Raw genomic sequence first — 23,390 nt, 5'->3', positions numbered from 1 at the left:
CTGCTTGTGAGACGATGGTTTACAAATTTGGGTATGTTGCAGGTATTCATCTCCAGTCTGTTGGTGATCGTCATTATGTTTGTATCCACCTATTACATCTATCGCAATCTGATATCGGATATTTATGGCAAGGTGTCGGAGAATAACGGTCTTGTCGTACAATCAATCGTGCAATCGTTCGACGATAGCTTTCGAAACGTGAACAATATTATATACTCGATCCATCGTCTGCCGCCTCATGACACTTTGGCCCCGGCGCTTAACAACCGTTCCAAAATGATGAAAGTGCAAGAGCTGGTGAAAAATCTCAGCACTTTGGTTTCAACGGTTGATTATATCGAAGAAGTTGTCGTGTTCGATGACTCCTCCAATATGGCGGTAACGTCCAGAGGTACGATCGACTTCGATCTGCTCTTTAATCATAAGTATAAGCACGAAGCTTATAATGCCGATTATTGGAGAGCTTATTCGAAAACGCAGCATCCATTCAAGCTTTTTCCTACGGAGGAGTATGAGATCCTTCAGGAAACCAATCAACAGACCAGGCACGTCAAGCTGATCGTCGCTGTAGCGGACAACAAGATGAGTACGTCCAATAAAGATATTATGGTCATTATAGACAGCGATGCGTTAATGCAGCGCGTCAATCGGCAGCCGATGATACCGGGATCGACCTTGACGATGCTGGACCAGGAACGCAACATGATCTACAGCACAGGCAAGCCGCTCGATCTGGTTGATATTTTGAATGAAAAAGGCATTAACTTGCAAGCGGAAGGATCATGGACTCGCGAGGATTACGAATACAACTTCTATTATTCCGACTACAATCATTATATTTATATCGAAAAAGTCCCGTTCCGCTTTCAAAATTTGGGCGCTGTCGAGCGAGCCAATTATTTGATTATGCTGCTGGCAGCGGTAAGCGCAGTCATTATTTCTGTATTTACCAGCATTTATATGCATCGGCCGGTTAAGAAGATCATTCGTCTGCTGGGCGGAGACCGCAGCAAAGGCGATGATTTCCGCAAAATATACAGCGGGATTGTCAAGCTGCAAAGCGAAAACGAAGTTTATCGCGATCAAATATCGCATTACGATGCGGAGATGCGCAGAAATACGCTGCTGCAAGCATGGGACGGCCAACTGCATCATAAAAAATTCGATTTCCAAATACAGCGGCATTATACCCGGCTTTTCAGTGAGAAATATTTTGTGATGGTCAAATTTGAAGTTGATTTTGTCGGGAATGGGTCTGCCGAGCAGGCGAAACCTGTTGAGGATATTGAAGAGTTGTTGCAAAGCAGTCTGGAGCAGGAAGGTTTGGCGGGAATCGTCGTTTACGCGTATTCCGGTTTTATTGCATTGATCGGCCAAAATGCGGAAAGCGAGCGAGGAGCGCTGCTGAGACGTTTGCGTATCATGATCACGAAGCTTAAAGACAGCGAATTGGGACATTATACGAATCGTGCCTCCGTCAGCCGCTTGTATGCGTCTGAAATGAATAATTGCAGAGCGGCATTTGTTGAAGTCAATAACGTTTCCTTGCATCGCCATGTCAATGATCATTCCGTTGTGCTTGATACAGAAACGATACGTTCCGTATGGAATGTCTATCTGCCGTTCGAGAAGCTGGAGAAGCTCTCCAATTGCATATTGGCCGGCAAGATGGAGGAGAGCGCCGCGATTATTGGGCAGACGATTCAAGAAAATGTGGATCGCAATGTTCATTATTACCAGCTGGTTCATATCGCCAAAACGATATTTTTCTATTTGATTAATTTTGCCGGAGGGCTGGCCGATGCGCCCAAGGAATTGCATGAACTGGAGAGAAGCTTTCTGGGACAAATCGAACAGCAGGCAGACAGCAAGCAGATGGAGAAAGCGTTGATCCGGGCGGCGCAATATTTTTCCATGCAGAGCAAGGGCGCTCAGAAAAACAAGCTGAATGCGGTGCATATTTCGCAATATATTGAGCTTAATTATATGAAAGATTTGTACCTCGATCATATTGCAGAGGTAATGGAAACAACGCCGAAATATTTCTCGTATTTTTTCAAAAAAAGCTTTGGCGTCAATTATGTGGAGTACTTGAATAAGGTACGACTGTCGCATGCCAGAGAATTGTTGAAAACAACGAATGCTTCTGTTACGGAAATTGCGGAAAAGACGGGTTATTCCAACCTATCGTCATTTACGATTACGTTCAAAAAATATATGGGCGTATCGCCAACCGATTACCGCAAACAGGTTGATCTGTGACATGAAAACGAACAACATACGGGTCAGTATTTCGGGGAGGAATCGAACGTGAAGGCTGTGGCAACGCAAAACGGCCAAATTTTGTTGGCGGAGCTGGACAAACCGACGCCCGGCGAAGGACATGTGCTGGTCAGGACGGAATATTCCGCCATCAGTCCCGGCACGGAGATCGGATGCGTTAAGCTGGCAAACGCGCAGCAGGCCGTCTTGGGATATAGCGCGGTTGGCGTCGTCGAGGCGTTGGGCGAAGGCGTACAAGGACTGAATGTGGGCGACCGCATCGCCTGTTATGGCGCCCCTTACGTAAAACATGCGGAATGGTTGGCGGTTCCCGCGAATTTGACGGCGGTTGTGCCTGACGGTGTCGACCCTCGCGAAGCGGCATTCGTCGGGCTGGGGGCCATTGCGATTCACGCGCTTAGGACCGCCGATCTGCGGTTCGGAGAATCCGCCGTTGTGGTCGGCCTGGGCACGTTGGGCAATCTGATTGTCCAGATTGCCCGCGCCGGCGCTTATCGGACGGCGGGGTTCGATATGAATCGCGAGCGGGTGGAGATGTTGCGCTCCCAAGACATGCGGCATATGTTCGGCAGCCGCGAGGAGCTTGAGCGTGGACTGGAGGATGCCGTGGGCGCCGGCGGTGCAGACGCGGTGCTTGTATGCGCAAGCGGGCGCGGCGAGGAGTTGATCAATAGCTCGCTGCAATGGATTCGCGACCGGGGCAAGGTGGTGATCGTCGGCGATGTGACGATGGAGTTTTCGCGCGAGCTGATGTTCCGACGGGAAGCCCAAGTGCTTATTTCCAGGGCGGGCGGCCCGGGACGGTACGATCGCCAATATGAGAAGGAGAACCGTGATTATCCTTACGGGTTTGTCCGTTGGACGGAAGGACGGAATATCGGGGAATATATCAGGCTGCTGGCGGAAGGTCATATTTCGATGAAACCGCTGATTACGCATGAGTATTCGCTGGAGCAGGCCGCCACCGCATACGACAACTATCTGAAGCCGTCGGGTGCGATCGCGACGTTGTTCCGTCATCATGACATTTTGCCCCAATGAAAAAAAGACGGCAGGCGCCCGGATTCAAGTCCGGTCGTCTGCCGTTGTCCGTTTCTTGGCCTTCTCCAGGTCGGCAGCCAGCTCATCCTGAACGCCGGATGGCTTGACGCCGTAACGGTAAGCGGATCTCGCGATAAGATGTCCCGTCACGGGCGCCGTAAGGAAGACGAATATGATGCCGAGCAGCAGCCGTACGCTGACTTGCTCGTGGACGAATAAAAAGTAAAGGAACGTAGCTAACAAGATAAATAAAATGCCGAGCGTAATGCTCTTCGTTGCCGCGTGGGAACGTGTATATACATCCGGAAAACGCAGGAAGCCGAGCGAGCTGAGCAGGCTTAGCACCGTACCGATCAACACCATGACGACGACGATAGACTCAATCGTTTCTCTTCCGGTCAATGACAACGCCCCTTTCCAAAAACTTGCACAACGCGACCGTACTCAGGAAAGCCAATATGCCGATCAGCAGGATCGTCTCCAGATAGGAGCTGGAGTCCAGCATCATGCATAATACGGCGACGATGCCGATAATATTGTAGCCGATGGAGTCCAGCGCGAGAATCCGATCGGGCAGCGAAGGGCCTCTAATGACCCGATAGAGTGCAATCGAGATCGAAATGGTAAGCATAATAATGGACGCCATAAGCAGTGTTTGGAACATTAGCGCATCACCTCGATTATGACATCCTCGAACTTGTCCTTCGTTCGGATAATGCCCTTTTTCATCCGGGGCACGTCCATGGCGTGTACGTACATCAGCCCATCCTCCGGAGCAATCTCCATAACAACCGAACCCGGCGTGAGCGTCATAAGATTGGCGAGCAGAGACAGCTCCCATTCGGTCTTCATTCTCGTCTGCATCCGGAATACGCCAGGCTGTATGTTGAGCCGGGGCCGAATGATCTGTTCGATGGCCACAATGCTGGAGACAAGCAGCTCGATGCTGAACAGCCAGCCCAGCTTGAGAAGAAACCAGAACTTTCTTCCATAGAAGGGGGCAGGGAAAAATCTTCTCATCCCGAACAAGATGATTGCGCCAAGCACGAAGCCGATCGCGAAGGTCAACATGTTCCATGTATCGTGAAGCATCATCCACATGGCGGCAATCAATAGATTAAGCAAGATTTGCAGGGTCATTCCGAACACATCCTTCCGGCGAAATGCATCTGTTTGGCGCGCATTACGATAATACCGCGTCGATATAAATTCGCGGATTCACCAGGGGCTCAACCGCTTGATCTACATAAGGCATAAAGATATCCGCTCCAAGTCCGAGGCCGACGACCAGCGCGGCGAGCAGGAAGCCAGGAAGCAGGGTGCCGCGGGCGCTTGACTTCTGCTCCCCTTCGCTTAGCAGCGATTCGCCCCAGAAGCTGTTGATGAATATTTTGATAACGGAATAGAGCACCATGAGGCTCGTCAGCAGGCTGATTGCGGCCATGATATAATGCTCGGCCTGCACGCCGCCTTGCAAAATAAGGAATTTGCCGATAAAACCGCTTAGCGGCGGTACGCCGGCAAGCGCCAGCGCGGACAGGAAGAACAGCCAGCCCAATATAGGGCGGTACCGGATCAAGCCGCTAATCTCGCGCAGCCGGTCGGTACCGGCGACGAACACGACGGCTCCCCCAAGAATGAAGATCAGCGCTTTGGCGATCATATCGTGGACAAGGTAGAAGACGGAGCCCGCCAAGGAGGCATCGGTGGCGACGCCTACTCCGAACAGGATAAAGCCAACCGAAACAACGACATTGTAAGCGAGGATTTGTTTGATGCGCCAATAAGCAATGGCTCCGATCGCGCCTAATATCATGGTCAGGGCGGCCAGCCACAGGATGATCGTATGCGTAATTTGCGGCTGATGATTGAAGATAAGCGTGAACATCCGAATAATGACGTAGACGCCGACCTTGGTCAGCAGCGCCGCGAACAATGCGGCGATGGGAGCGGAGGGCGCGCTGTAAGAGCCGGGCAGCCAGAAAAATAGAAACAATCCCGCCTTCAGACCGAATACGGTGAGCAGCAGCAGACTGACGGTGGTGGTCAAGCCGTTCTGGCCGTTCTCGGCTACACGCTCCGCGATATGCGCCAGGTTAAGCGTGCCCGTGATCGAGTACAGATAAGCAATGGCAATAACGAATAGACTGGATGCCACAATATTAATGACAATATATTTGACGGTTTCGCGCAATTGAACTCTCCCGCCTCCTAAGCTGAGGAGCACGTAAGACGAGAGAAGCATGACTTCGAAGAAGACGAACAGGTTGAAAATGTCGCCCGTCAGGAACGACCCGTTTACTCCGCACAGTAATATGAGCATCAGCGGATACACGTAATAGTTCTTCCGTTCTTCCCCGATGAAATGAAAGGCGAACAGCAGACAAGCGAATGTAACGATCGAAGCGACGGCGACGAGTATCGCGGCCAGCATATCCGCAACGAGCGGAATGCCGTACGGAGCTTCCCATCCGCCCATATGAAGCACCTGTATGCCTTCCGAAGAAATCTGGCCCATCAGCATTAGCGATGCCGCGAGCGTGGCAAGAGCGGCCAAAGACGCTATCCATTGCTGGAGCCGGATATGCTTGCGGATGAAAAACAGGGAAACGCCCAAAATTAACGGTATAAACAATGGCAAAACAACGATATTATTCATGATCTTGTCCCCTTAACCGCTCCACATCGTCGGTGCCATGCTCCTTATACGTGCGGTAAGCCAGCACAAGCGAAAATGCGGTTAGCGAAAAGCTGATAACGATGGATGTCAGAATAAGCGCCTGCGGCACCGGATCGGTATAGCTGGCGGCCTGTTCTTCCAGCAGCGGAGCCGCGCCCCGCTTTAAGCCGTTAATGGACATCAGCATAATGTGAACGCCGTGCGTGAACAGGGACAGACCCATAATGATGCGCAGAAGCGTCTTGCTAAGAATGAGGTAGACACCTGAGGTGAACAACGTACCGGCGACGATTGTCATCAATATTTCCATACTATAGGTCCTCGCTAATGCTTCGAATTATTGTTACCGTAGTGCCGACAACGGCCAGATAGACGCCCAGGTCGAACACGAAAGCGGTGCCCAGCCCCGTCTTGCCGAGCAGCGGCAGATTCACGTATTGATAGACCTGCGTCAGGAACGGCACGCCGAACAGCACCGCTCCAAACCCCGTCAGCAGAGCCAGCATGACGCCGACGGCGCCGATGATCTTGAAGTCTAACGGAATAATTTCGCCTACGGTCTCCACGTCGAACGCCAGATACAGCAGCATAATCGCTGAAGCCGTGATCAGACCGCCGATAAAGCCGCCGCCTGGATTATTATGCCCCGCGAACAGGATGTAGATGGAATAAATCATGATGATAAAAACAAGTATTTTTGCTGCGGTCTGCAGAATAACGTCAGGGAATTTCACTGCTGTCCCCCCTTCCTTGACTTGCGAAGTTTGATCAGCGTGTAAACGCCAATGCCTGCCGTGAACAGCACGACGCTTTCCAGCATCGTGTCGAACGCGCGGAAGTCGACCAGAATCGCGTTGACCATGTTTTTGGCGCCGGACAGCTCGTAGGCATTCTGGAAGTATTCGGATACCGGCTTGAATTGATTGCTTCCTTGGGCCGCAATGCCGATTAGCGTAAACAGGGCACCGATGCCGACGGAGATGAGCAGATTGGATATCTTAACCCGAATGCGCGTCACTTCCGTCTTCAGCTTGGGCAGGAAGTAGAAGGCCAGCAGGAACAGCGCGGTCGTAATCGTCTCGACGACGAGCTGCGTCAACGCGAGATCCGGCGCCCTAAAGATGACGAACAGCAGCGAGACCAGATAACCGACCGCTCCCACGGCAATGATGGCCGTCAGCCTGGAGGTGACGGAGATGACGAAGCCGGCCAATACGGCGATTGCGCCCGCGAGAATGTATTCGTACAAGCCGATCTCGGCGTTGGTCGACAGGTCGTAGCCGAAAGCGTCCAGCAGTACGAACGAGCCGCCTACAAGAAGGATGATAAATACAAAGATATAGCTCAGATAGCTGTGAAGGAAGCCGTTCATATAGGTGCTCGTTATCCGGGCCGCGAGCTTCTCGGCGCCTGCCAGCCCATTGTCGTAGAGACTGCCCAGCGTATACTTGTGCGGAAGAAGGTTGTAGACGTCTCCCCACTTCTTGTAGGTGCGGTACAGAAGCGTGCCGACTACGACTATGCCGATCGTCATGTACAGCTCCGTGTTCAAGCCGTGCCAAGCTTTAATCTTGACATAGAAGGTCTCCCCGGGCAGCCGCAGTCCGGGCAGAACCGAATGGATGGCCGGCTCGAAGAGACTATAGGACAGCAGATTCGGAAAGAAGAACGCGGATACGACGATAAGAGCAAGCAAGATTGGCGGAATCAGCATGCCGATCGGCGCCTCATGGGGCTTTTTGTCCAGTCTGTCCGGATGATAGGTTCCCGTGAACGTCTTGAATACGAGAATCAGGCAATAGGCAAACGTGAAAATGCTGGCTACCCAGGCCGCTATCGGCAGCCACAAGGTCCATTGTTCCGTATGCGTGTTCGCTGCCAGCACCCCGGCAAAAAACATCTCCTTGCTCAGGAAGCCGCTGAACGGAGGCAGACCGGCCATAGACAAGCCGCCGATGACGGTCAGCGTAAAAGATACGGGCATCAGACTCATCAGTCCGCCGAGCTTGCGGATATCGCGGGTGCCCGTCTCGTGGTCCAGAATACCTACAACCATGAACAGACAGCCTTTGAATATGGAATGGTTGAACAGATGGAAGATTGCGGCGAGAATGGCGGCTTCGAACCAATCGGCCTCCGCCGCGAAATCCGGGTTAAGCGCCAGAGAGCCGATGCCGAGCAACGACATGATCAGCCCTAGCTGACTGATGGTGGAATAGGCGAGAAGCGCCTTAAGGTCGGTCTGTCGGATCGCCATGAAAGCACCCCAGAATAGGGTGAGAGTACCGACGATCGCAATAATCCAGAACCAGTTCATATCGCCGCCGAACACGGGAGTGAAGCGGGCAACCAGATAGACGCCGGCTTTGACCATCGTGGCGGAATGCAGGAAGGCGCTGATCGGAGTCGGCGCTTCCATCGCGTCAGGCAACCAGATATGGAACGGAAATTGCGCGGACTTGGTAAACGCGCCAAGCAGAATCAGGAGCATGGCAGGGAGGAACAGAGCATGATCCGCGAGCGTCTCCCGCATGCCGATGATCTCGCGAATGCTGAATGTTCCTGCGGCCGTCCCGATCATCAGCGCGCCGAGAAGCATGGCGAAGCCGCCGAATACGGTAATAAGCATCGCCTTCTGCGCGCCGTAACGCGATTTTTTGCGCTGGTACCAATAGGCAATGAGCAGGAATGACGATACGCTGGTCGCCTCCCAGAACACGTACATAACCATCAGATTATCGGATAATACGATACCGAGCATGGCTCCCATAAACAAAAGCAAATAAACATAGAAGTTATGGAGAGCTTCGCGTTTCATCGACATATAATAAATGGAATAAAGGACAACTAAAGTGCCAATACCTGTAATGATAAGAGCGAATAAAAGCGCCAGACCGTCCAGATGCAACGAGAAGTGGATGCCGGCGGAAGCAATCCATGGAACGGAATGAACAATGGGGGGAGAGTCGGTCTGAACCGGGAAATTCGTCAGGAAATAAACGAATAGAAGCAGAGGGATCACGATCACGAACCAGCCCGTGTGGATACGGGGCAATTTCTTGAAAAACAACGGCACAAAAATGGTGTAGAGGAATGGCAGCAAAACGGCAAAATGCAGCAAAGACAACTTGTGACCTCCTAATATGTACTTAAATTCATTATAGTTCATATCGGCTGTACGCAATTTTTAACCCGCGCAGATAGTAATGCCAACTAATAGTATACACTAATCGCATTGACAGAACCAAGTAAAAACAGTACTCTGTAGTCAATGTCTCGATACGGGAGCCCTCTCGGATGTTCATTCGCGGCTGCCGTATTAGAAGCTTAGATGAGGTGAATCGTTAAATTGAAGAACGGGAGAATGGATGAGAGCATACTCGTATGCGTCTATTATGGACCAAACGGTGAAAGGCTTATCCGTCGTGGCGGCAAAATTGCCAACATGCTGAACTGCCCCTTTTATGTGTTGACAGTGGACCCCCTTCCTGAAGACGAACTGGACATCGAAAAGATCCATTATGTCGAGAAGTGGAAAGAATTGGCCAAAGAGCATGGCGCCGAGCAGTTTATCGTCAAATACAATGAGAGCCGCCCGATCGCCAAGGTCATCGGCGAGGTGGCAAGAAAACACAATATTACCCAGCTTGTTCTCGGACAAACCGCCCAGAGCCGTTGGAAGGAGATTACGAAGGGATCATTCATCAATATTTTGCTTAATGAGATTCCGTTCGTCGATCTTCATATTATTTCGGTCTCGCGGGAGCTCAAAAACGGCGACGGCTTCTATGAGAAGGGCGTTCGCGCTTATTTGCTGCAGGAAGAGACGAAGTACAGGCTTAGCTTCAGTCATACGCATCAGGATGTCTACGAGGGCATTTTCTATAAAGAATTAGGAACGGATTTTAACAACGGCGTATTTAAATTTATGACGAACAACTGCATGATCGAGGTTCAGGTCGTGGACGATTACGTGAAGGATATGGAAGAGCAGATGAGATCGGTTGCCAATATCGCGAACAATATCGCCAACACCCAGTGCAGCAATAAAGAATAGCCGTAAACGAATTGCTTATAGGGAAAATGAACTGGGAGCTGCTCCGACAAGTCGACTAACATTGACTGTTGGGACAGCTCCATTTTTATGCCGTATTATGCCGTAACATCGCAGCCGACTAGTGAGTCTGGAGGCCGTTCCGCGCACGGTATTCGCTTGGGCTGACATTATAGCGGGAGCGGAACGCCCGGCTGAAATAGGGATAGCTTCGGAAGCCGGACGCTTCGGCGATATCCTCCAGATTCATGTCGCTGTGCAGAAGCCTCTCCGATGCGATGGCCAGCCGGATATCGACGACATAGCGCATGGGGGGGAGGCCGAACGTTCCCTTAAACAAATGCGAGGCTGTCGACACGCTGACGCCAAAGCGGGCGGCCACCCGATCCAGCTTAAGCGGCTCGGTCGCGTGTTTCTCGAGGTAGCGCTTAATCTGGTAAGGGATATAACGTTCCGGCCGTGATGCGGACCCTGCCTTCTGCGCATGCTGATCGATGGACAGGCATATCACCTTGACAAGAGCATCCATCATCTCCGAATTGTCCCCGTGCAAATTCCTCTTCTCATAGATCAGCTTCCTCCAGAGCGACATCAGTTCGTCGATCGGCTCCACGCGGACGATGCCCTGAACCTTGCTTCGCCGCGCCCAATTCTCGATCCACTCCCCGTCGCAGGTCAAATAATAGTCCACGCTGTCAATAGGCAGCATCACGCCATCCTGCTCATCGTAAACCGCTTCGATATCGAGCCGGTATTCTTCGCAAGGTCTTCTCAGGATGAGATCGCCTGGCTCCACGGGGTAGGTGACGCCATTTACCGAAACGCGGCATCGTCCCTTTGCTTGAAGGCGCAGGAGCACGCGGTGATCGGAATCGTCGTGCTTCATGTAGCCTTGGAAGGGCACGACATGTCGGGAATATCCGACGGATAAGGGAATGGTCCATGATTGCGTTTGCGAGGCCACAGGCGTAACCACCTCTCTTGGATCAGGAAGTATTGACTCTATCATAACCGTTGCAAAATAAGTCAACAAGCGGAGAATCGGATATTCACTTCCTTATTTCGTCATTTTATACTGGGTGTAATTGTCGATGGAAGGGGAAGAAGAGAATGAGGGAGAAGATTGCAGTTCAGTTATACACGTTGCGCGAGGAGTGCGCAAGCGATTTTCCGGCAACGCTTCGTGAAATAAGTCAAATTGGATACGGAGGCGTGCAATTCGCCGGTTTTCACGGTCACGATCCGAAAGCGCTTAAAGATATTTTGGACGAGACCGGGCTTAAGGCGGCGGGATTGCACGTTGGCCTTGACGAATTGCTTGAACGCGGGGATCAGGTGGCGGACGAGGCAGAAGTGCTCGGCACGATCGACATTATATGCCCGGGCATCGCCGAGGCGATCCGGACCGAAGGCGGTTACAAGGGAGTGCGGTCCGATCTGAACGCTATCTCGGCCAAGCTCAAGGACCGTGGAATACGGATCAGCTACCACAACCACGCGTTCGAATTCGAGACGAAGGTGGACGGCAAGGACGCATTGTCCTACCTGCTTGAGCCTGTTCCAGGCAACGAAATTTTGGCGGAGCTCGACGTGTTCTGGCTAAAGAAGGCTGGCCACGACCCTGTTGCTTTCTTTGAGCCTTACGGCGGCAGAATGCCCATCGTACACTTAAAGGATATGACGGACGATGAGGAAGCCACGTTTGCGCCAATCGGTACGGGCGTTATCGATTTTGCTCCTATCATCGAATGGGGAGAGACTAGCGGCGTTGAGTGGTACGTGGTGGAGCAGGATTCCTGCAAGACGGCTCCCATGGATTGCGTGAGAACGAGCTATGGCAATCTGCTGAGCTTGATGGAACAGAGAGCTGAACGATAAAACAATCATTCTTTTATAATTCGGGGAGGAACAGAACATGAGCGCAAAATATAAAGTAGGCGTCATCGGAGCCGGCGGCATCTTCCAAGCGGCCCATATGGAGGCATGGCTGGAGCATCCGGAAGCAGAAGTAGTGGCGGTATGCGATATCCGGAAAGAGCGTGCGCAAGAAATTGCCGGGAAGCTGGGCGTGAGCCGCGTCTATACGGATTATCGCGACATGCTGCGCGATGGCGGCTTCGACATCGTCGATATCTGCACGCCGAACCTGTATCACTCGGAGATAGCGATTGCCGCATTGGAAGCGGGATACAATACCTTCTGCGAGAAGCCGGACGCGGTCAATCCCGTCGAAGCGCAGAAGATGGCGGATGCGGCGGCCGCATCGGGCAAGCTGTTGATGGTTATGCGCAACAACCGCTTCAACCCGAATTCGCAATTCCTGAAGCGTCTGGCCGATGAAGGCGGCATGGGCGAAATCTACACGGGCCGCTGCGGCTGGATCCGGAGAAGGGGCATTCCGGGCAAAGGCGGCTGGTTCACGACGAAGGAGCTGTCGGGCGGCGGGCCGCTGATCGACCTCGGCGTGCACTTCATCGATCTCGCGACGTGGATCATGGGCAACCCGAAGCCGGTATCCGTCACGGGAGCGAAGTACACGAAGTTCGCCAACGACACCATTGCGGATTCTGTCCATAGCTCCTTCGGCGATCGTCAGGAGGACGGCACTTTCGACGTAGAAGATCTGGCAACGGGCTTCATCCGCTTCGACAACGGCGCGACGCTGCAGATCGAATTCAGCTGGGCCTCTAACATTGGAGAGGAAATGAATTTCGTCGAGCTGCGCGGCACGAAGGCGGGAGCGAGCCTGCGGGGCGGCAAGCTTGGCATCTACTCGGAAGCGGCCGGACAACTGACGGATACCGTGCCGGTTATTAAGGGCGCCGGCGAGGTGAAGATGCATACCGAGAACATCAAACATTTCGTCGATTGCCTGGAGGGACGCGCGAAACCAACGATCACGCCGGAGCAGGGTGTGGACATGATCAAAATTTTGGCCGCGATTTACGAATCGGCGGAAACCGGCAGAGAAGTCAGGCTGTAAATTTGCTATATTGAGGGCGAACGGGAAACCGGTTGCCGGAGAAACGCCAGTGGGATTAGCCGGGCTCGCGAAGCAGCGAGCCAGACAAAACAAGCCGCCAGGGAGTCGATGTCCCTGGCGGCTTTGCGTAGAGCCGCAGAAGAAGAGCGAGCGTGGCACAGATGCCCATTGAAGCTAAAGTTTACACCGTAAACGCTCGGACGGATGCCTTCACCAGCGAGATGAATTTCGGACGAGTCTCGTTTGCGACCTTGACCACTTGCTCGTGAGTCAGAGGTTCCAGTTCGTCGCCGATCGCCATGTCGGTGATGCAGGTGATGCCGACGGTTTTCACGCCGCAGTAATTGGCTGCCGTCACTTCCGGCACAGTGGACATGCCTACGGCATCGGCGCCCCAGCGAGCCATCATCGTCAGCTCGGCCGGCGTGCAGTAAGTTGGACCGGAGATGCCGACGTATACGCCTTGCTGAAGCTTGACACCCAGCTTCTCGGCCTGGGTCGCAACGATGGCGCGCAGCTCCCGGTTGTAAGCTTGCGACATGTCCGGGAAGCGAGGACCAAGCTCCGCGACGTTGCCGCCGATCAGCGGATTGCTGCCCGTGTTGTTGATATGGTCGGTAATAAGCATGAGATCACCGGCTGCGAAATCGCGGTTCATGCCGCCCGCGGCATTGGTGACGAGCAGCGTCCCGATGCCAAGCGCCTTCTTGACGTAGACCGGAAAGACGACTTCCTTCATGGAGTAGCCCTCGTAATAGTGGAACCGTCCCTTCATGACAAGTACCTTTTTGCCCTCCAGATCGCCGATGACAAGCTCTCCGGAATGTCCTTCTACCGTGGAGACGGGGAAGTGAGGAATGTCGCCGTACGGAATGACGACAGGGTTCTCCACCTCGTCGGCCATTACGCCGAGTCCGGAGCCAAGGATCAGACCGATTTGCGGTTTGGCTGGGAGTTTGCTTTCGATATAGGCGGATGCTTCCTTTATTTTGGCTAATACGTTGTCCATGCGTGTCACATCTCCCTTGCTTGGGTTGTACTCAGTATGTTCAGCAAGGCGCCGAACCACTCCAATAATAGCCTATCGGACCGGGCAAAGTAAATCAAGGCGGGAGTACGGCGAGGGGGCGAGTTGTTGTTTGCCTGAAAGCTTCGTATAATGGGTACGTGCAACTAACCATTCCACTATTGGAGGACCATTTCATGAGTCATGAAACAAAACTTTCATCCGCCCAAGTGGCTGCGATGATCGATCATACGATATTGAAGGCTGACGCAACGAAGGGCGAAGTCGAGCAAATTTGTGCGGAAGCAAGAGAGTACAAATTTGCAACGGTGTGCGTCAACGCCGGCTGGGTGCCGCTCGCGGCCAAGCTGCTGGAAGGAAGCGGCGTAGGCGTGACGACCGTCGTCGGATTCCCGCTCGGCGCGACAAGCACGGCTTCGAAGGCGTTCGAGGCGAAGCAGGCACTTGAAGACGGAGCGACCGAGATCGACATGGTGCTGAATATCGGCTTGTTAAAATCCGGTGACTTCGAAGATGTGCGGCGCGACGTCGAAGGCGTTGTTGCCGCGTGCAAGGGCAAGGCTCCGCTCAAGGTCATTCTGGAGACGGGGCTGCTGACGGACGAAGAGAAGGTTGTCGCGTGCGAGATGTGCGTGAAGGCCGGCGCCGACTTCGTGAAGACCTCCACGGGCTTCGGCAAAGGCGGAGCGACGCAGGAAGACATCGCGCTCATGCGCAAGACGGTCGGTCCGGATCTCGGCGTCAAGGCATCCGGCGGCGTTCGCGACCTGGAGACGGCGCTTGCGATGATCGCTTCCGGCGCTACCCGTATCGGCGCCAGCGCGAGCGTGGCCATCGTATCCGGCGGCAAGGGCGAAGGGTACTAGGGCGTGTCTGAAAACCCGCTCAGGGGCATCTTTCACCGCCTTTCCGCCCCCTGCTTCGTCACTTTTGCTTGACGTAGCCTTAGGTAACGCCTTCACAAAAGTTCCTTGCATGGAACGAAAATTCGGCAAAATCTACTCCCCTCGGAGTATTCAGACACGCCCTAATAGGGTTTGTTCAAAAAGTCCGCTGTTGCTGGCAGGCAGGCTTCGAACATCAATTCTTCACGCAAACAAACCTCCGGGTTGCCTATTCAGGCAATTCAGAGGTTTGTTTCTTCCTAGCTGGACACGTTCTCGCGGCTGATCGTCATATTGGCTTGAAGCTCTTCGCCAGCAAGCAGCAGCACGAGCTCCTCGCCACGGTTCATCTCGAGCGGCTGCGCCATCCACGGCTCCACGCAGACGAACGGACGGTCCTTAAGCGACCAAATGACGACGTATTTGAATAGGGGATCGTAGGTTAGACGCACTCGCGAACCGCTGCCGTTAGGGAACGAGATGGAGCTGCGCTTCGCATCCAGCAAACAGAACGATTCCACCATAGGTTCGAGATCCACGGAGCCCGTGTAGGGTTTCACGACATTGTCGTTATAATCGATATAACGTGTGGCGTCGGTGTCGTAGGCGATATCCTTGCCGCCTTCTATTGCGAAGTAGGGGTGGAAGCCGGCATAGAACGGCATAGGACTATTATCGCCAATGTTGCGATAGGTCTGGCGAGTATGCAATTCTCCATTTACCAGCGCATAGGTGAATATGAGCTCGAAACGGAACGGGTATGACGCCAAGGTCTCCTCGTCTGCACGAAGGCGGATCGTGATGGAAGCTTCGTTGTCTTCGGACGTGCCTACAATATCCCAACTCCGATTCCGCGCGACGCCGTGCTGCCCCATACGGTAGCTCTCGCCTTCCCAATTGTACTGGGAATCCTCTAAGGGTCCGCAGATGGGGAAGAGTACAGGATTGCCTCCGCGAATATTAGCGGCTGGATCCTCGAAGGTCTTTTTGTCCAGATAAAAAAGCTCTTTGCCCAGAAGCTTGCAGCCAATGACAATGCCGCCTCGCTCCGGACAGACGAGAACGCGGGAGTCCGTGCTTGTCTCGACTAGTTCATAAATAACATATGTATCCGTATAGTGAGATACCTTGAATTGCGACATTAGCTCATACCTCCAGCATGATGTTAGTGTCTTCCCATTGTGCCTGAAAGCGGCGCGCGAGTAAAGCTTTGCTGTCCCATGCGAGAAAGTTGCGACAAAGCCTTCGTCGTGTCGGCATCTTGGAGAGCAGTTTGTAGGAATTTTGAGGAGAACAGGTCGAGCGAGATGGCGAGCAATAGCTCGAAAAAAGGGGTTACAGAGCCCCGCGGCCCGACTTTGAGAGCTGTAACCCGAGAAAATCGGGCTATTGAAGCGCTGCCGGAGCTGCCGAGCGCAATAGCCCGAGAAAATCGGGCTATAGGAGCGCTGCCGGAGCTGCCGAGCGCAATAGCCCGAGAAAATCGGGCTATTGAAGCGCCGCCGGAGCTGCCGAGCGCAATAGCCCGAGAAAATCGGGCTATAGGAGCGCCGCCGGAGCTGCCGAGCGCAATAGCCCGAGAAAATCGGGCTATAGGAGCGCCGCCGGAGCTGCCGAGCGCAATAGCCCGAGAAAATCGGGCTATAGGAGCGCTACCGGAGCTGCCGAGCGCAATAGCCCGAGAAAATCGGGCTATAGGAGCGCCACCGGAGCTGCCGAGCGCAATAGCCCGAAAAAATCGGGCTATAGGAGCGCCGCCGGAGCTGCCGAGCGCAATAGCCCGAGAAAATCGGGCTATTGGAGCGCCGCCGGAGCTGCCGAGCGCAATAGCCCGAGAAAATCGGGCTATTGGAGCGCTGCCGGAGCTGCCGAGCGCAATAGCCCGAGAAAATCGGGCTATTGAAGCGCCACCGGAGCTCCCGAGCGCAATAGCCCGAGAAAATCGGGCTATTGGAGCGCCGCCGGAGCCGCCGAGCGCAATAGCCCGAGAAAATCGGGCTATAGGAGCGCCGCCGGAGCTGCCGAGGCCAATAGCCCGAGAAAATCGGGCTACAGAGCCCGCCGGACCATAAGCGAGCTGCGCGCCAACTGCCAGCAAAAAGAGGCGTCCCGCAAGTCAAATGTGACTTCGGAACGCCCCTTTTTGGGTTTATGGACTACTCTTTTGCTGGCGCGTCCGTTGCTGGCGGCGCGTCCGTCGCTGCAGGAGCATCGGATGCGGCTGGAGCTTCTTCTTCCAGCGTATTCGTAATTTTCGCTTTGTTGCGAAGCTCGGAGATCCATGTTTCGGATTGCGTGCGAGCTTCCTGACCTACAAGCAGGGTATGGATAGCGGCTTTCTTCTCTTCGAAGCTAGGCTCGTACGCTGGCTTGTAGTCCGTCTTCTTAATAATGTGGAAGCCAAAGTCGCTTTTTACGACTTCGGAGATCTCGTCCACTTCAAGCGCGAATGCTGCTTCCTCAAATGGCGCAACCATCTGGCCGCGTCCGAAGAAGTTCAGGTCGCCGCCGTTAGCGGCGGAGCCGTCCTTCGACTTGGCTTGAGCCGTCTCGGCGAAGTCTGCGCCTGCCTTGAGCTCGGCAAGGATGCTGTCTGCTTCTTCCTTCGTATCCACGAGAATGTGGGATGCGCGTACCTGCTCCTCGGTGGAACCCAGCATCGCCTTGTTCTGGTCGAAGTAAGCTTGTACCTCTTCGTCCGTTACTTCGGTTTTGGATTCCAGCGACTTGCGGATCATGGCGCTTAATTTCATCTCGCTGCGGAGAACGTCTTCGGTATAGCCGTACTGAAGAAGGGCGGATTGGAACGCCTCTTCCGTGCCGAATTGGAGCTTGACCGCTTCCATCTCTTGGTCAATATCTTGTTCGGAGAACGCGATATTGTTAGCCGACATCTCTTGCTGCACCAGGTTTTCCACGATCAGGTTGTCCAGCGCGGCTTTGCCGTTTGCATTAACGAGAAAATCGTACAGCTGCTCCTTCGAAATCTTCGTCCCGTTGACAGTCGCGACAGCCCCGTTGCTGTCGCCTCCGAACGGAGGCTTGACCAATACGACGATTAGCGCGACCACAAGCACGGCGGACAAAATAATCCAGCCCATACGGCCGCCTTTTTGGGCAGGCTGTACCGTTGGCGTCGAAGCCAGCATAGCGGCTGGAGCCGCCGTTACCGCGGCAGCGGCTGCCGCGGTTTCCTTACGGGCGTCGTTGTCATCCTCGTCTTCGACGTAAAGCTCGTCGTCGACGCGGTCTTCGGCAAGCACTTCCGTTTCGGCAGGTGCTTCCCCAGTCTCGTACGTATAACGTTCTTCTTTTTCTTTGCCGATCTCTGTTTTCTTATCGTTCGGCTGTGTTTCGTCTTGATTGCTCATTTACTCGAAACTCCCTTCAAATTGCAATTCTTCAACTACTATACCAAAAGCTTGTCTGAAAAACCTTAAACTTAAATAAAAAAAGCGCTTTTTTTCAGTTCATCCGCTATTCATGTCGGAAGCTTCTAATGTTAGAATAAAAACGACAATAGCTGACAAGGCGTTGCGGAGGGATCGGTTGATCACTATGCACGACAGAAAGAACGGCTTGACGATAATGGAGATCTCCGGAGCCGATTCGGATGGGGGATGATTTGAGTGAATAAGATGTCGCTTAGAACCAAAGGTTTGATTTTTATCGTACTCATATCGTTTATCCCCTTGTTGCTTGCAGGAGCGGGCAATTATTCGGCGGTCAAGAAGGCCATGCTTCGATCGGAGATGGACAGGATCGGGAGCAAACTTGGCGTTCGGGCGGATAACATCGAAGCCTGGATGGAAATTCGGCGAGCGGAGGTCATGGTCATGAGCCGCACGGACGTGGTCCGCTACGGCACGGCCTCCGAACGCAAAACCTACTTCCAGCGGGAGCTCGTGAGGAGCGGCTTTGCCTATCATACCATCGGCTTCATCGCGGCGGACGGGATGGCTGTGCGCAGCGACGGGCCGGACCGGGATATGAGCGGCGAGCCGTTTTTTGAATCCGCCATGAAGGGTACGGTTACGATCACGGATCCCTATAAGCCGGAATTCTCGCTCGTGGATCAATCGTATATCGTGGTGCCGGTCTATGGAAGCGGGACGAATATCGAGGGCGTCATCTATGCTTCGATCCCCTTTACTTCGTTTACCCGGTTTTTCGACTTCGCCCAGGCGACGACGCCTGTTCGCTTCTATAACGACAAGGGGGAAATAATTTATTCCTCCAAAGTATCTGTTAATCCGCCCAAGTTCATTGCGGAGGATCCGGTACTGGCGGCAAAATCAAGGGATATGCTGCAACAGAACGAGGGGAGAGCGCAGATCAAGGATGCCGGCGAGGATTATATGGTGTTCTATTCCAAGGTTAATGGAACCCCTTGGCGAATTGCGATGTCGGAACCCCTCTCCAAAATGGAGAAGCTGCTTACTCCTATACTGTGGAGAACCATATCGACGATCGCGATTTCCGAGATTATTATCGGAGTCTTCTTCTTCCTGTATTTTGAGAAAATCGTCAAACGGCTGGAGAAGATCCTGAGCGTAACGGAGCAAGCGGCCGCCGGAGAATTCGAAGCGGAGCATCTCGATACGTCCCAGTTCGACGAGATCGGGCAGCTCGCGCACTCCGTGAACGGGATGATGGAGCATCTGCAAGAGATGTTCGACAGATGGGGCGCCATCATTAACCAAAATCAGTACGGCTTTATCGTGCTGGATGATCATTATCGGGTTACTTACCTGAATCAGACGGCGGAGGAAATGTTAGGCTACAAGTCGGAGGAGCTTGTGGGACATGCCACGCCTCTGGTATTTATGGATATGGAAGAAAACGAGCGGGAAGCCTCGCGCCTCACCGCAGAGCTGGGGCACGAGGTAAAGCCCGGACTTGACGTCTTCCGTGCGCTGAGGGATATCCAGTTCTCCTATGAGCGCGAGTGGACGTTTGTGCATAAGGACGGCACCCGCATTCCTATGCTGCAGAGCTCGAGCGGACTGAGGGACCGGCGGGGGAAGTTCACGGGCGTCGTCGGCATGGTGCGGGACATCTCGGACCGGAAGCTGGTGGAGAACGCGCGCAACCGGCTTCTTAATATCGTGGAGTCCGCGCAGGACTTGATCGCCTCCATTAATCTGGAGGGCCATATCGTCTACGTCAACCGGGCAGGGAAGGCGATGTTGGGGCTTAAGGAAGAAGATGCTTACTCGACGCGAGTTCGTTCCTATGTCGACCCTTCCATGCACGAACAGATGATGGAAGGCAGCAAACATGCGCTGGAGCATGGATATTGGAACGGCAGTCTGCAGATGAAAAAGGTAAACGGAGAGCTTTTGTTCGTATCCATGATGATCGTCGTGCAAGAGGATGATTATACCGGCGAAACCTTCTTCTCCTGCATCGCCAGAGATATATCCGAGCAGAAGCTGGTTCAGGAGGAGCTTGTCCGGACCACGCTGGAAGCGGAGGAAGCGAACAAAGCGAAGAGCAGTTTCCTCGCTTTAATGAGCCATGAGATCCGCACGCCGCTTAACGGCATCATTGGCTTGACCAGCCTGATGCGCAAGACGGATCTGTCCCTTATTCAGAAGGACTATATCGACAAAATGCATTTGTCGTCGGAATCCCTGCTTCGTATTATTAACGATGTGCTGGACTTCTCCAAAATCGAAGCGGGCAAGGTCGAGGTCGAGCGTTTCCCGTTCAAGCCGGAGGAACTGCTGAGCCGACTTGCAAATCAGCTTAGCGTATTCCTGGGCGGCAAGGAGCAGTTCGAATTCATGATCCAGACGCCGGAGCGGATTCCCCAGACGTTGATCGGGGACTCATTGCGGCTGGAACAAGTGCTGCTAAACCTGTGCATGAACGCGATTAAATTCACGGGCAAGGGGATCGTCAGGCTGGAGCTCGAAGAGGAAGAGGAGATCGAGGGACAAATCTGGATTCGCTTTATGATCTCGGATACGGGAATCGGCATGAGCAAGGATCAGGTGGAACGGCTGTTTATGCCGTTTACGCAAGCCGACAGCTCCACGACTCGCAAGTTCGGCGGCACGGGTCTCGGCCTCGTCATCTCGCAGAATCTCGTAAAGCTTATGGGAGGCACGCTGGACGTATCCAGCGTCGAAGGAGCAGGAAGCCGCTTTTACTTTACGCTGCCATTCGGAGTCGATCCCGTACGCATCGACAGCGTGGACAAACAGCCTCCTTTTAGCAACGAGCAGACGGTATGGATTTTGGAGGACAGCAGGCGAATGCGCGAACATTGGACGCAGTTGCTGGAGAGCATGGGTCTGACGACCATTGCCTTCGGAAGCTGGCAAACGATGTACGAACGGCTGCGGATCGTCGGCGAGGGGGCAAGACCTCATCTGCTGTTAACCGATATGGAGATGCCGGATATGTACGGCACGGAGACGTGGCTTGACTTGCATGGCGTCGCGGCGGAGATGAGCGTGCCCGTAATAGCGCTCACGACTACCTTTGGCAGAGACGAGCTGCTGCAGCTTCCCCTCGAGAATCGCCCCGCTGCCATTATCGCCAAGCCGGTCACGCGCACGTCGCTGCTCCGCGCGTTTAAGGACGCGACAGAACAGAAGAGCCAGAAGCTCGCCGCTCCCGATACGGTTGACGCCGTGCAGGCTGTCAAGGAACAGCGGCGCCGAGTCAACATATTGTTAGCCGAAGATAATAAGATCAATCAGATGGTCGCGATGGAGATGTTAAAGGATGCCGGCTATGAGGCGCAACTGGCGGAAAATGGCGAAGAAGCGATCCGCATGCTGGAAAAGGGCCGTTGGGATCTTGTGCTGATGGATATCCATATGCCGATTATGGACGGGACGGAAGCCGTTCGCATTATGCGGAGCAAGCGGGAATACGACTCGATCCCGGTTATCGCCGTAACGGCCAATGTCGTGAAGAAGGATCATGAGCGTTACTTGAAGCTTGGCATGAACGAGGTCATTACGAAGCCGCTCTCCGTGGAGCGCATGCATGAAGTGTTGGCCTATTGGCTGGAGCGCAAGGCATTGGCCGAGAAAAGCGGCGAACTGAGCAAGCGGGAAGAAGCCTTGTCCCATTGGTCGGAGAGACAGACTGCAAGCGCTGCCGCTCCGCCTGTTACGCTTAGTCCAATCGAGGGTATGAATGTGGAGAGCGCTTTGGAACGAGTAAATGGGAAGCTGCCGATTTTACGGCATATGATTTTGCAATTCAAGATTGATTACGATCGGTTCATGGATCAGCTGCGCCTGGCGCTGGGGCAGTCGGAGATGGACAAGGCGCTTAGAATGCTGCATACGCTCAAGGGAGCCGCAGGATATTTGTCGGCGGAGGAACTCGTCAATGCCGTCAACGAAGTCAGCGATTTGCTGAAGTCGGGAGGGACTGATACAGGAGTGCTGGGCATCGCACTGGATCAATTGGAAGCGAAGATGGGTTTTCTTCTGAGAGGATTACGGGATGCAGACCAACAATTCGACAGAATCGTCTAACATTTTTCTAACATTTTGTTGTTCGTCAGCCCGCTGTAATGTATAGTAGAGATACTATAATAGGTTGTAACACATACTACATAAGCTCGACAGAAATCTTCAATATGTTTAAAGGGTGACGCCGATGTATAAAGTATTGGTTATTGAAGATGACGTTATGATGAGTAACATGCTGTCGATGTATCTGACGGAAGAAGGCTATCAAGTCAGCCAAGCATTCCGGGGAGACGAGGGGCTTCAGCTGGCTGGCAGCGTGATGCCCGACCTTATCCTGCTTGATCTGATTTTGCCCGACGTGGATGGAATAGAGGTTTGCCTGGAAGTACGCAAGACATCGAACGTGCCTATCATGATTCTGTCTATGAAAAGCGAAGTTTCGGAACGAGTGCAGGCGCTGAAGTCGGGAGCGGACGATTATCTCTGCAAGCCGTTTAGCATGCACGAATTGACCGCGCGCGCGGAGGCTTTAATTCGCCGCTCGAACGTCATCTACGGAGAATCTGCCGTGGCGGTGGCTGCTGAGTCGCCTAGTATGGCCTCGCCGGAGATGATTCAGCTCGATGTCGAGCGAAGACTGTTGCTTGTACGCGGACAGCTGGTTGAGACGACGTTCTCGGAGTATGAGCTGATGAAGCTTTTCTTGGCACACCCGGGAAAGGTATTCAGCCGGGAGGAGCTCATCAACGCCATTCGCGGATTCGATTCTTTTGTTACCGATAGGGCCATCGACGTACATATCGTCAATCTGCGAAAGAAGATTGAGCTGAACCCCAAGGAGCCGCGCCTGATCCGTACGGTGTGGGGATTCGGTTACAAGTACACCGCGCTTGTCTCAACGTAACCAAAGGCACATGCACGCTAGTTTATAACACACGCCGGAAAGCCGTTCAGTGAGGTCATTTATGACTCGCGGGGCGGCTTTTTGCAATTATA

Annotated in this window: 20 protein-coding genes; 8 read left to right on the top strand and 12 right to left on the bottom strand. The window is 53.5% G+C overall.

The window, feature by feature from the left end:
- The first annotated feature begins 6 nt into the window (after positions 1-6).
- Together KJW29_RS22385 and KJW29_RS22380 are read left to right on the top strand one after the other, a co-directional pair.
- Entirely contained in the window at positions 7-2,262 is a 2,256-nt protein-coding gene (locus KJW29_RS22385) for a helix-turn-helix domain-containing protein (RefSeq protein ID WP_214626263.1), read from the top strand.
- Positions 2,263-2,310: 48 nt separating this feature from the next.
- A complete protein-coding gene (locus KJW29_RS22380; RefSeq protein WP_214626262.1) occupies positions 2,311-3,324 on the top strand; it encodes a zinc-dependent alcohol dehydrogenase in 1,014 nt (337 codons plus the stop codon).
- Positions 3,325-3,348: 24 nt separating this feature from the next.
- On the opposite strand, the gene mnhG is transcribed toward KJW29_RS22380, so the two are convergent.
- Genes mnhG through KJW29_RS22345 form a run of 7 tightly spaced genes read right to left on the bottom strand, consistent with a single transcriptional unit; the run spans position 3,349 to position 9,131 of the window.
- Entirely contained in the window at positions 3,349-3,726 is a 378-nt protein-coding gene (mnhG, locus tag KJW29_RS22375) for a monovalent cation/H(+) antiporter subunit G (protein WP_246608334.1), read from the bottom strand.
- The gene (locus tag KJW29_RS22370; RefSeq protein WP_087571942.1) at positions 3,704-3,988 is read right to left on the bottom strand and encodes a Na(+)/H(+) antiporter subunit F1; all 285 of its coding nucleotides are present in this window, start codon (positions 3,986-3,988) and stop codon (positions 3,704-3,706) included. The genes mnhG and KJW29_RS22370 overlap by 23 nt, the downstream gene beginning before the upstream one ends.
- Positions 3,988-4,464, bottom strand: coding sequence for a Na+/H+ antiporter subunit E (locus KJW29_RS22365; RefSeq protein WP_087571941.1), 477 nt, complete (start codon positions 4,462-4,464; stop codon positions 3,988-3,990). The genes KJW29_RS22370 and KJW29_RS22365 overlap by 1 nt, the downstream gene beginning before the upstream one ends.
- A 43-nt stretch (positions 4,465-4,507) precedes the next feature.
- Entirely contained in the window at positions 4,508-5,983 is a 1,476-nt protein-coding gene (locus tag KJW29_RS22360; RefSeq protein WP_214626261.1) for a Na+/H+ antiporter subunit D, read from the bottom strand.
- Entirely contained in the window at positions 5,976-6,314 is a 339-nt protein-coding gene (locus KJW29_RS22355; RefSeq protein ID WP_087571939.1) for a Na(+)/H(+) antiporter subunit C, read from the bottom strand. The genes KJW29_RS22360 and KJW29_RS22355 overlap by 8 nt, the downstream gene beginning before the upstream one ends.
- A 1-nt stretch (position 6,315) precedes the next feature.
- Positions 6,316-6,738: a Na(+)/H(+) antiporter subunit B gene (locus KJW29_RS22350; RefSeq protein ID WP_108995335.1), complete on the bottom strand. Its 423-nt coding sequence runs from the start codon at positions 6,736-6,738 to the stop codon at positions 6,316-6,318.
- The gene (locus tag KJW29_RS22345) at positions 6,735-9,131 is read right to left on the bottom strand and encodes a Na+/H+ antiporter subunit A (protein WP_214626260.1); all 2,397 of its coding nucleotides are present in this window, start codon (positions 9,129-9,131) and stop codon (positions 6,735-6,737) included. Before KJW29_RS22345 ends, KJW29_RS22350 begins: the two co-directional genes overlap by 4 nt.
- A 237-nt stretch (positions 9,132-9,368) precedes the next feature.
- Here KJW29_RS22345 and KJW29_RS22340 point away from each other — a divergent pair, with 237 nt between their 5' ends.
- On the top strand, positions 9,369-10,061 hold the full coding sequence (locus tag KJW29_RS22340; protein ID WP_246608882.1) for an adenine nucleotide alpha hydrolase family protein: 693 nt from the start codon (positions 9,369-9,371) through the stop codon (positions 10,059-10,061).
- A 118-nt stretch (positions 10,062-10,179) separates the two neighbouring features.
- On the opposite strand, the gene KJW29_RS22335 is transcribed toward KJW29_RS22340, so the two are convergent.
- A complete protein-coding gene (locus KJW29_RS22335; RefSeq protein WP_214626259.1) occupies positions 10,180-11,022 on the bottom strand; it encodes an AraC family transcriptional regulator in 843 nt (280 codons plus the stop codon).
- Between the two features lie 146 nt (positions 11,023-11,168).
- On the opposite strand from KJW29_RS22335, the gene KJW29_RS22330 reads away from it, so the two are divergent.
- The gene (locus KJW29_RS22330; RefSeq protein ID WP_214626258.1) at positions 11,169-11,936 is read left to right on the top strand and encodes a sugar phosphate isomerase/epimerase family protein; all 768 of its coding nucleotides are present in this window, start codon (positions 11,169-11,171) and stop codon (positions 11,934-11,936) included.
- Positions 11,937-11,973: 37 nt separating this feature from the next.
- Positions 11,974-13,041: a Gfo/Idh/MocA family protein gene (locus tag KJW29_RS22325; RefSeq protein WP_214626257.1), complete on the top strand. Its 1,068-nt coding sequence runs from the start codon at positions 11,974-11,976 to the stop codon at positions 13,039-13,041.
- Positions 13,042-13,222: 181 nt separating this feature from the next.
- Here KJW29_RS22325 and KJW29_RS22320 read toward each other — a convergent pair whose 3' ends face one another.
- A complete protein-coding gene (locus tag KJW29_RS22320; protein WP_214626256.1) occupies positions 13,223-14,050 on the bottom strand; it encodes a purine-nucleoside phosphorylase in 828 nt (275 codons plus the stop codon).
- A 194-nt stretch (positions 14,051-14,244) separates the two neighbouring features.
- Between KJW29_RS22320 and deoC the strand changes: the two genes are divergently transcribed.
- Positions 14,245-14,934: a deoxyribose-phosphate aldolase gene (gene deoC / locus KJW29_RS22315; protein WP_214626255.1), complete on the top strand. Its 690-nt coding sequence runs from the start codon at positions 14,245-14,247 to the stop codon at positions 14,932-14,934.
- 278 nt (positions 14,935-15,212) lie between these two features.
- On the opposite strand, the gene KJW29_RS22310 is transcribed toward deoC, so the two are convergent.
- Genes KJW29_RS22310 through KJW29_RS22300 form a run of 3 tightly spaced genes read right to left on the bottom strand, consistent with a single transcriptional unit; the run spans position 15,213 to position 18,323 of the window.
- Complete coding sequence (locus KJW29_RS22310; RefSeq protein ID WP_214626254.1) at positions 15,213-16,094, bottom strand: aldose epimerase family protein; 882 nt, start codon at positions 16,092-16,094, stop codon at positions 15,213-15,215.
- A 23-nt stretch (positions 16,095-16,117) separates the two neighbouring features.
- Positions 16,118-17,050 carry a hypothetical protein gene (locus KJW29_RS22305; RefSeq protein WP_214626253.1) on the bottom strand — a complete coding sequence of 311 codons (933 nt, stop codon included), beginning with the start codon at positions 17,048-17,050 and terminating at the stop codon, positions 16,118-16,120.
- 58 nt (positions 17,051-17,108) lie between these two features.
- Positions 17,109-18,323: a peptidylprolyl isomerase gene (locus KJW29_RS22300; RefSeq protein ID WP_214626252.1), complete on the bottom strand. Its 1,215-nt coding sequence runs from the start codon at positions 18,321-18,323 to the stop codon at positions 17,109-17,111.
- A 267-nt stretch (positions 18,324-18,590) separates the two neighbouring features.
- On the opposite strand from KJW29_RS22300, the gene KJW29_RS22295 reads away from it, so the two are divergent.
- Together KJW29_RS22295 and KJW29_RS22290 are read left to right on the top strand one after the other, a co-directional pair.
- On the top strand, positions 18,591-22,457 hold the full coding sequence (locus KJW29_RS22295; protein WP_246608881.1) for a response regulator: 3,867 nt from the start codon (positions 18,591-18,593) through the stop codon (positions 22,455-22,457).
- Positions 22,458-22,581: 124 nt separating this feature from the next.
- Complete coding sequence (locus KJW29_RS22290; RefSeq protein WP_214626250.1) at positions 22,582-23,298, top strand: response regulator transcription factor; 717 nt, start codon at positions 22,582-22,584, stop codon at positions 23,296-23,298.
- The last annotated feature ends 92 nt before the right edge of the window (positions 23,299-23,390 follow it).

Source organism: Paenibacillus agaridevorans, from assembly GCF_018604145.1.
Taxonomy (GTDB): domain Bacteria; phylum Bacillota; class Bacilli; order Paenibacillales; family Paenibacillaceae; genus Pristimantibacillus; species Pristimantibacillus agaridevorans.
Note: the sequence above shows the minus strand (reverse complement) of the source record. Positions and strands in the feature narration are given on the sequence as shown.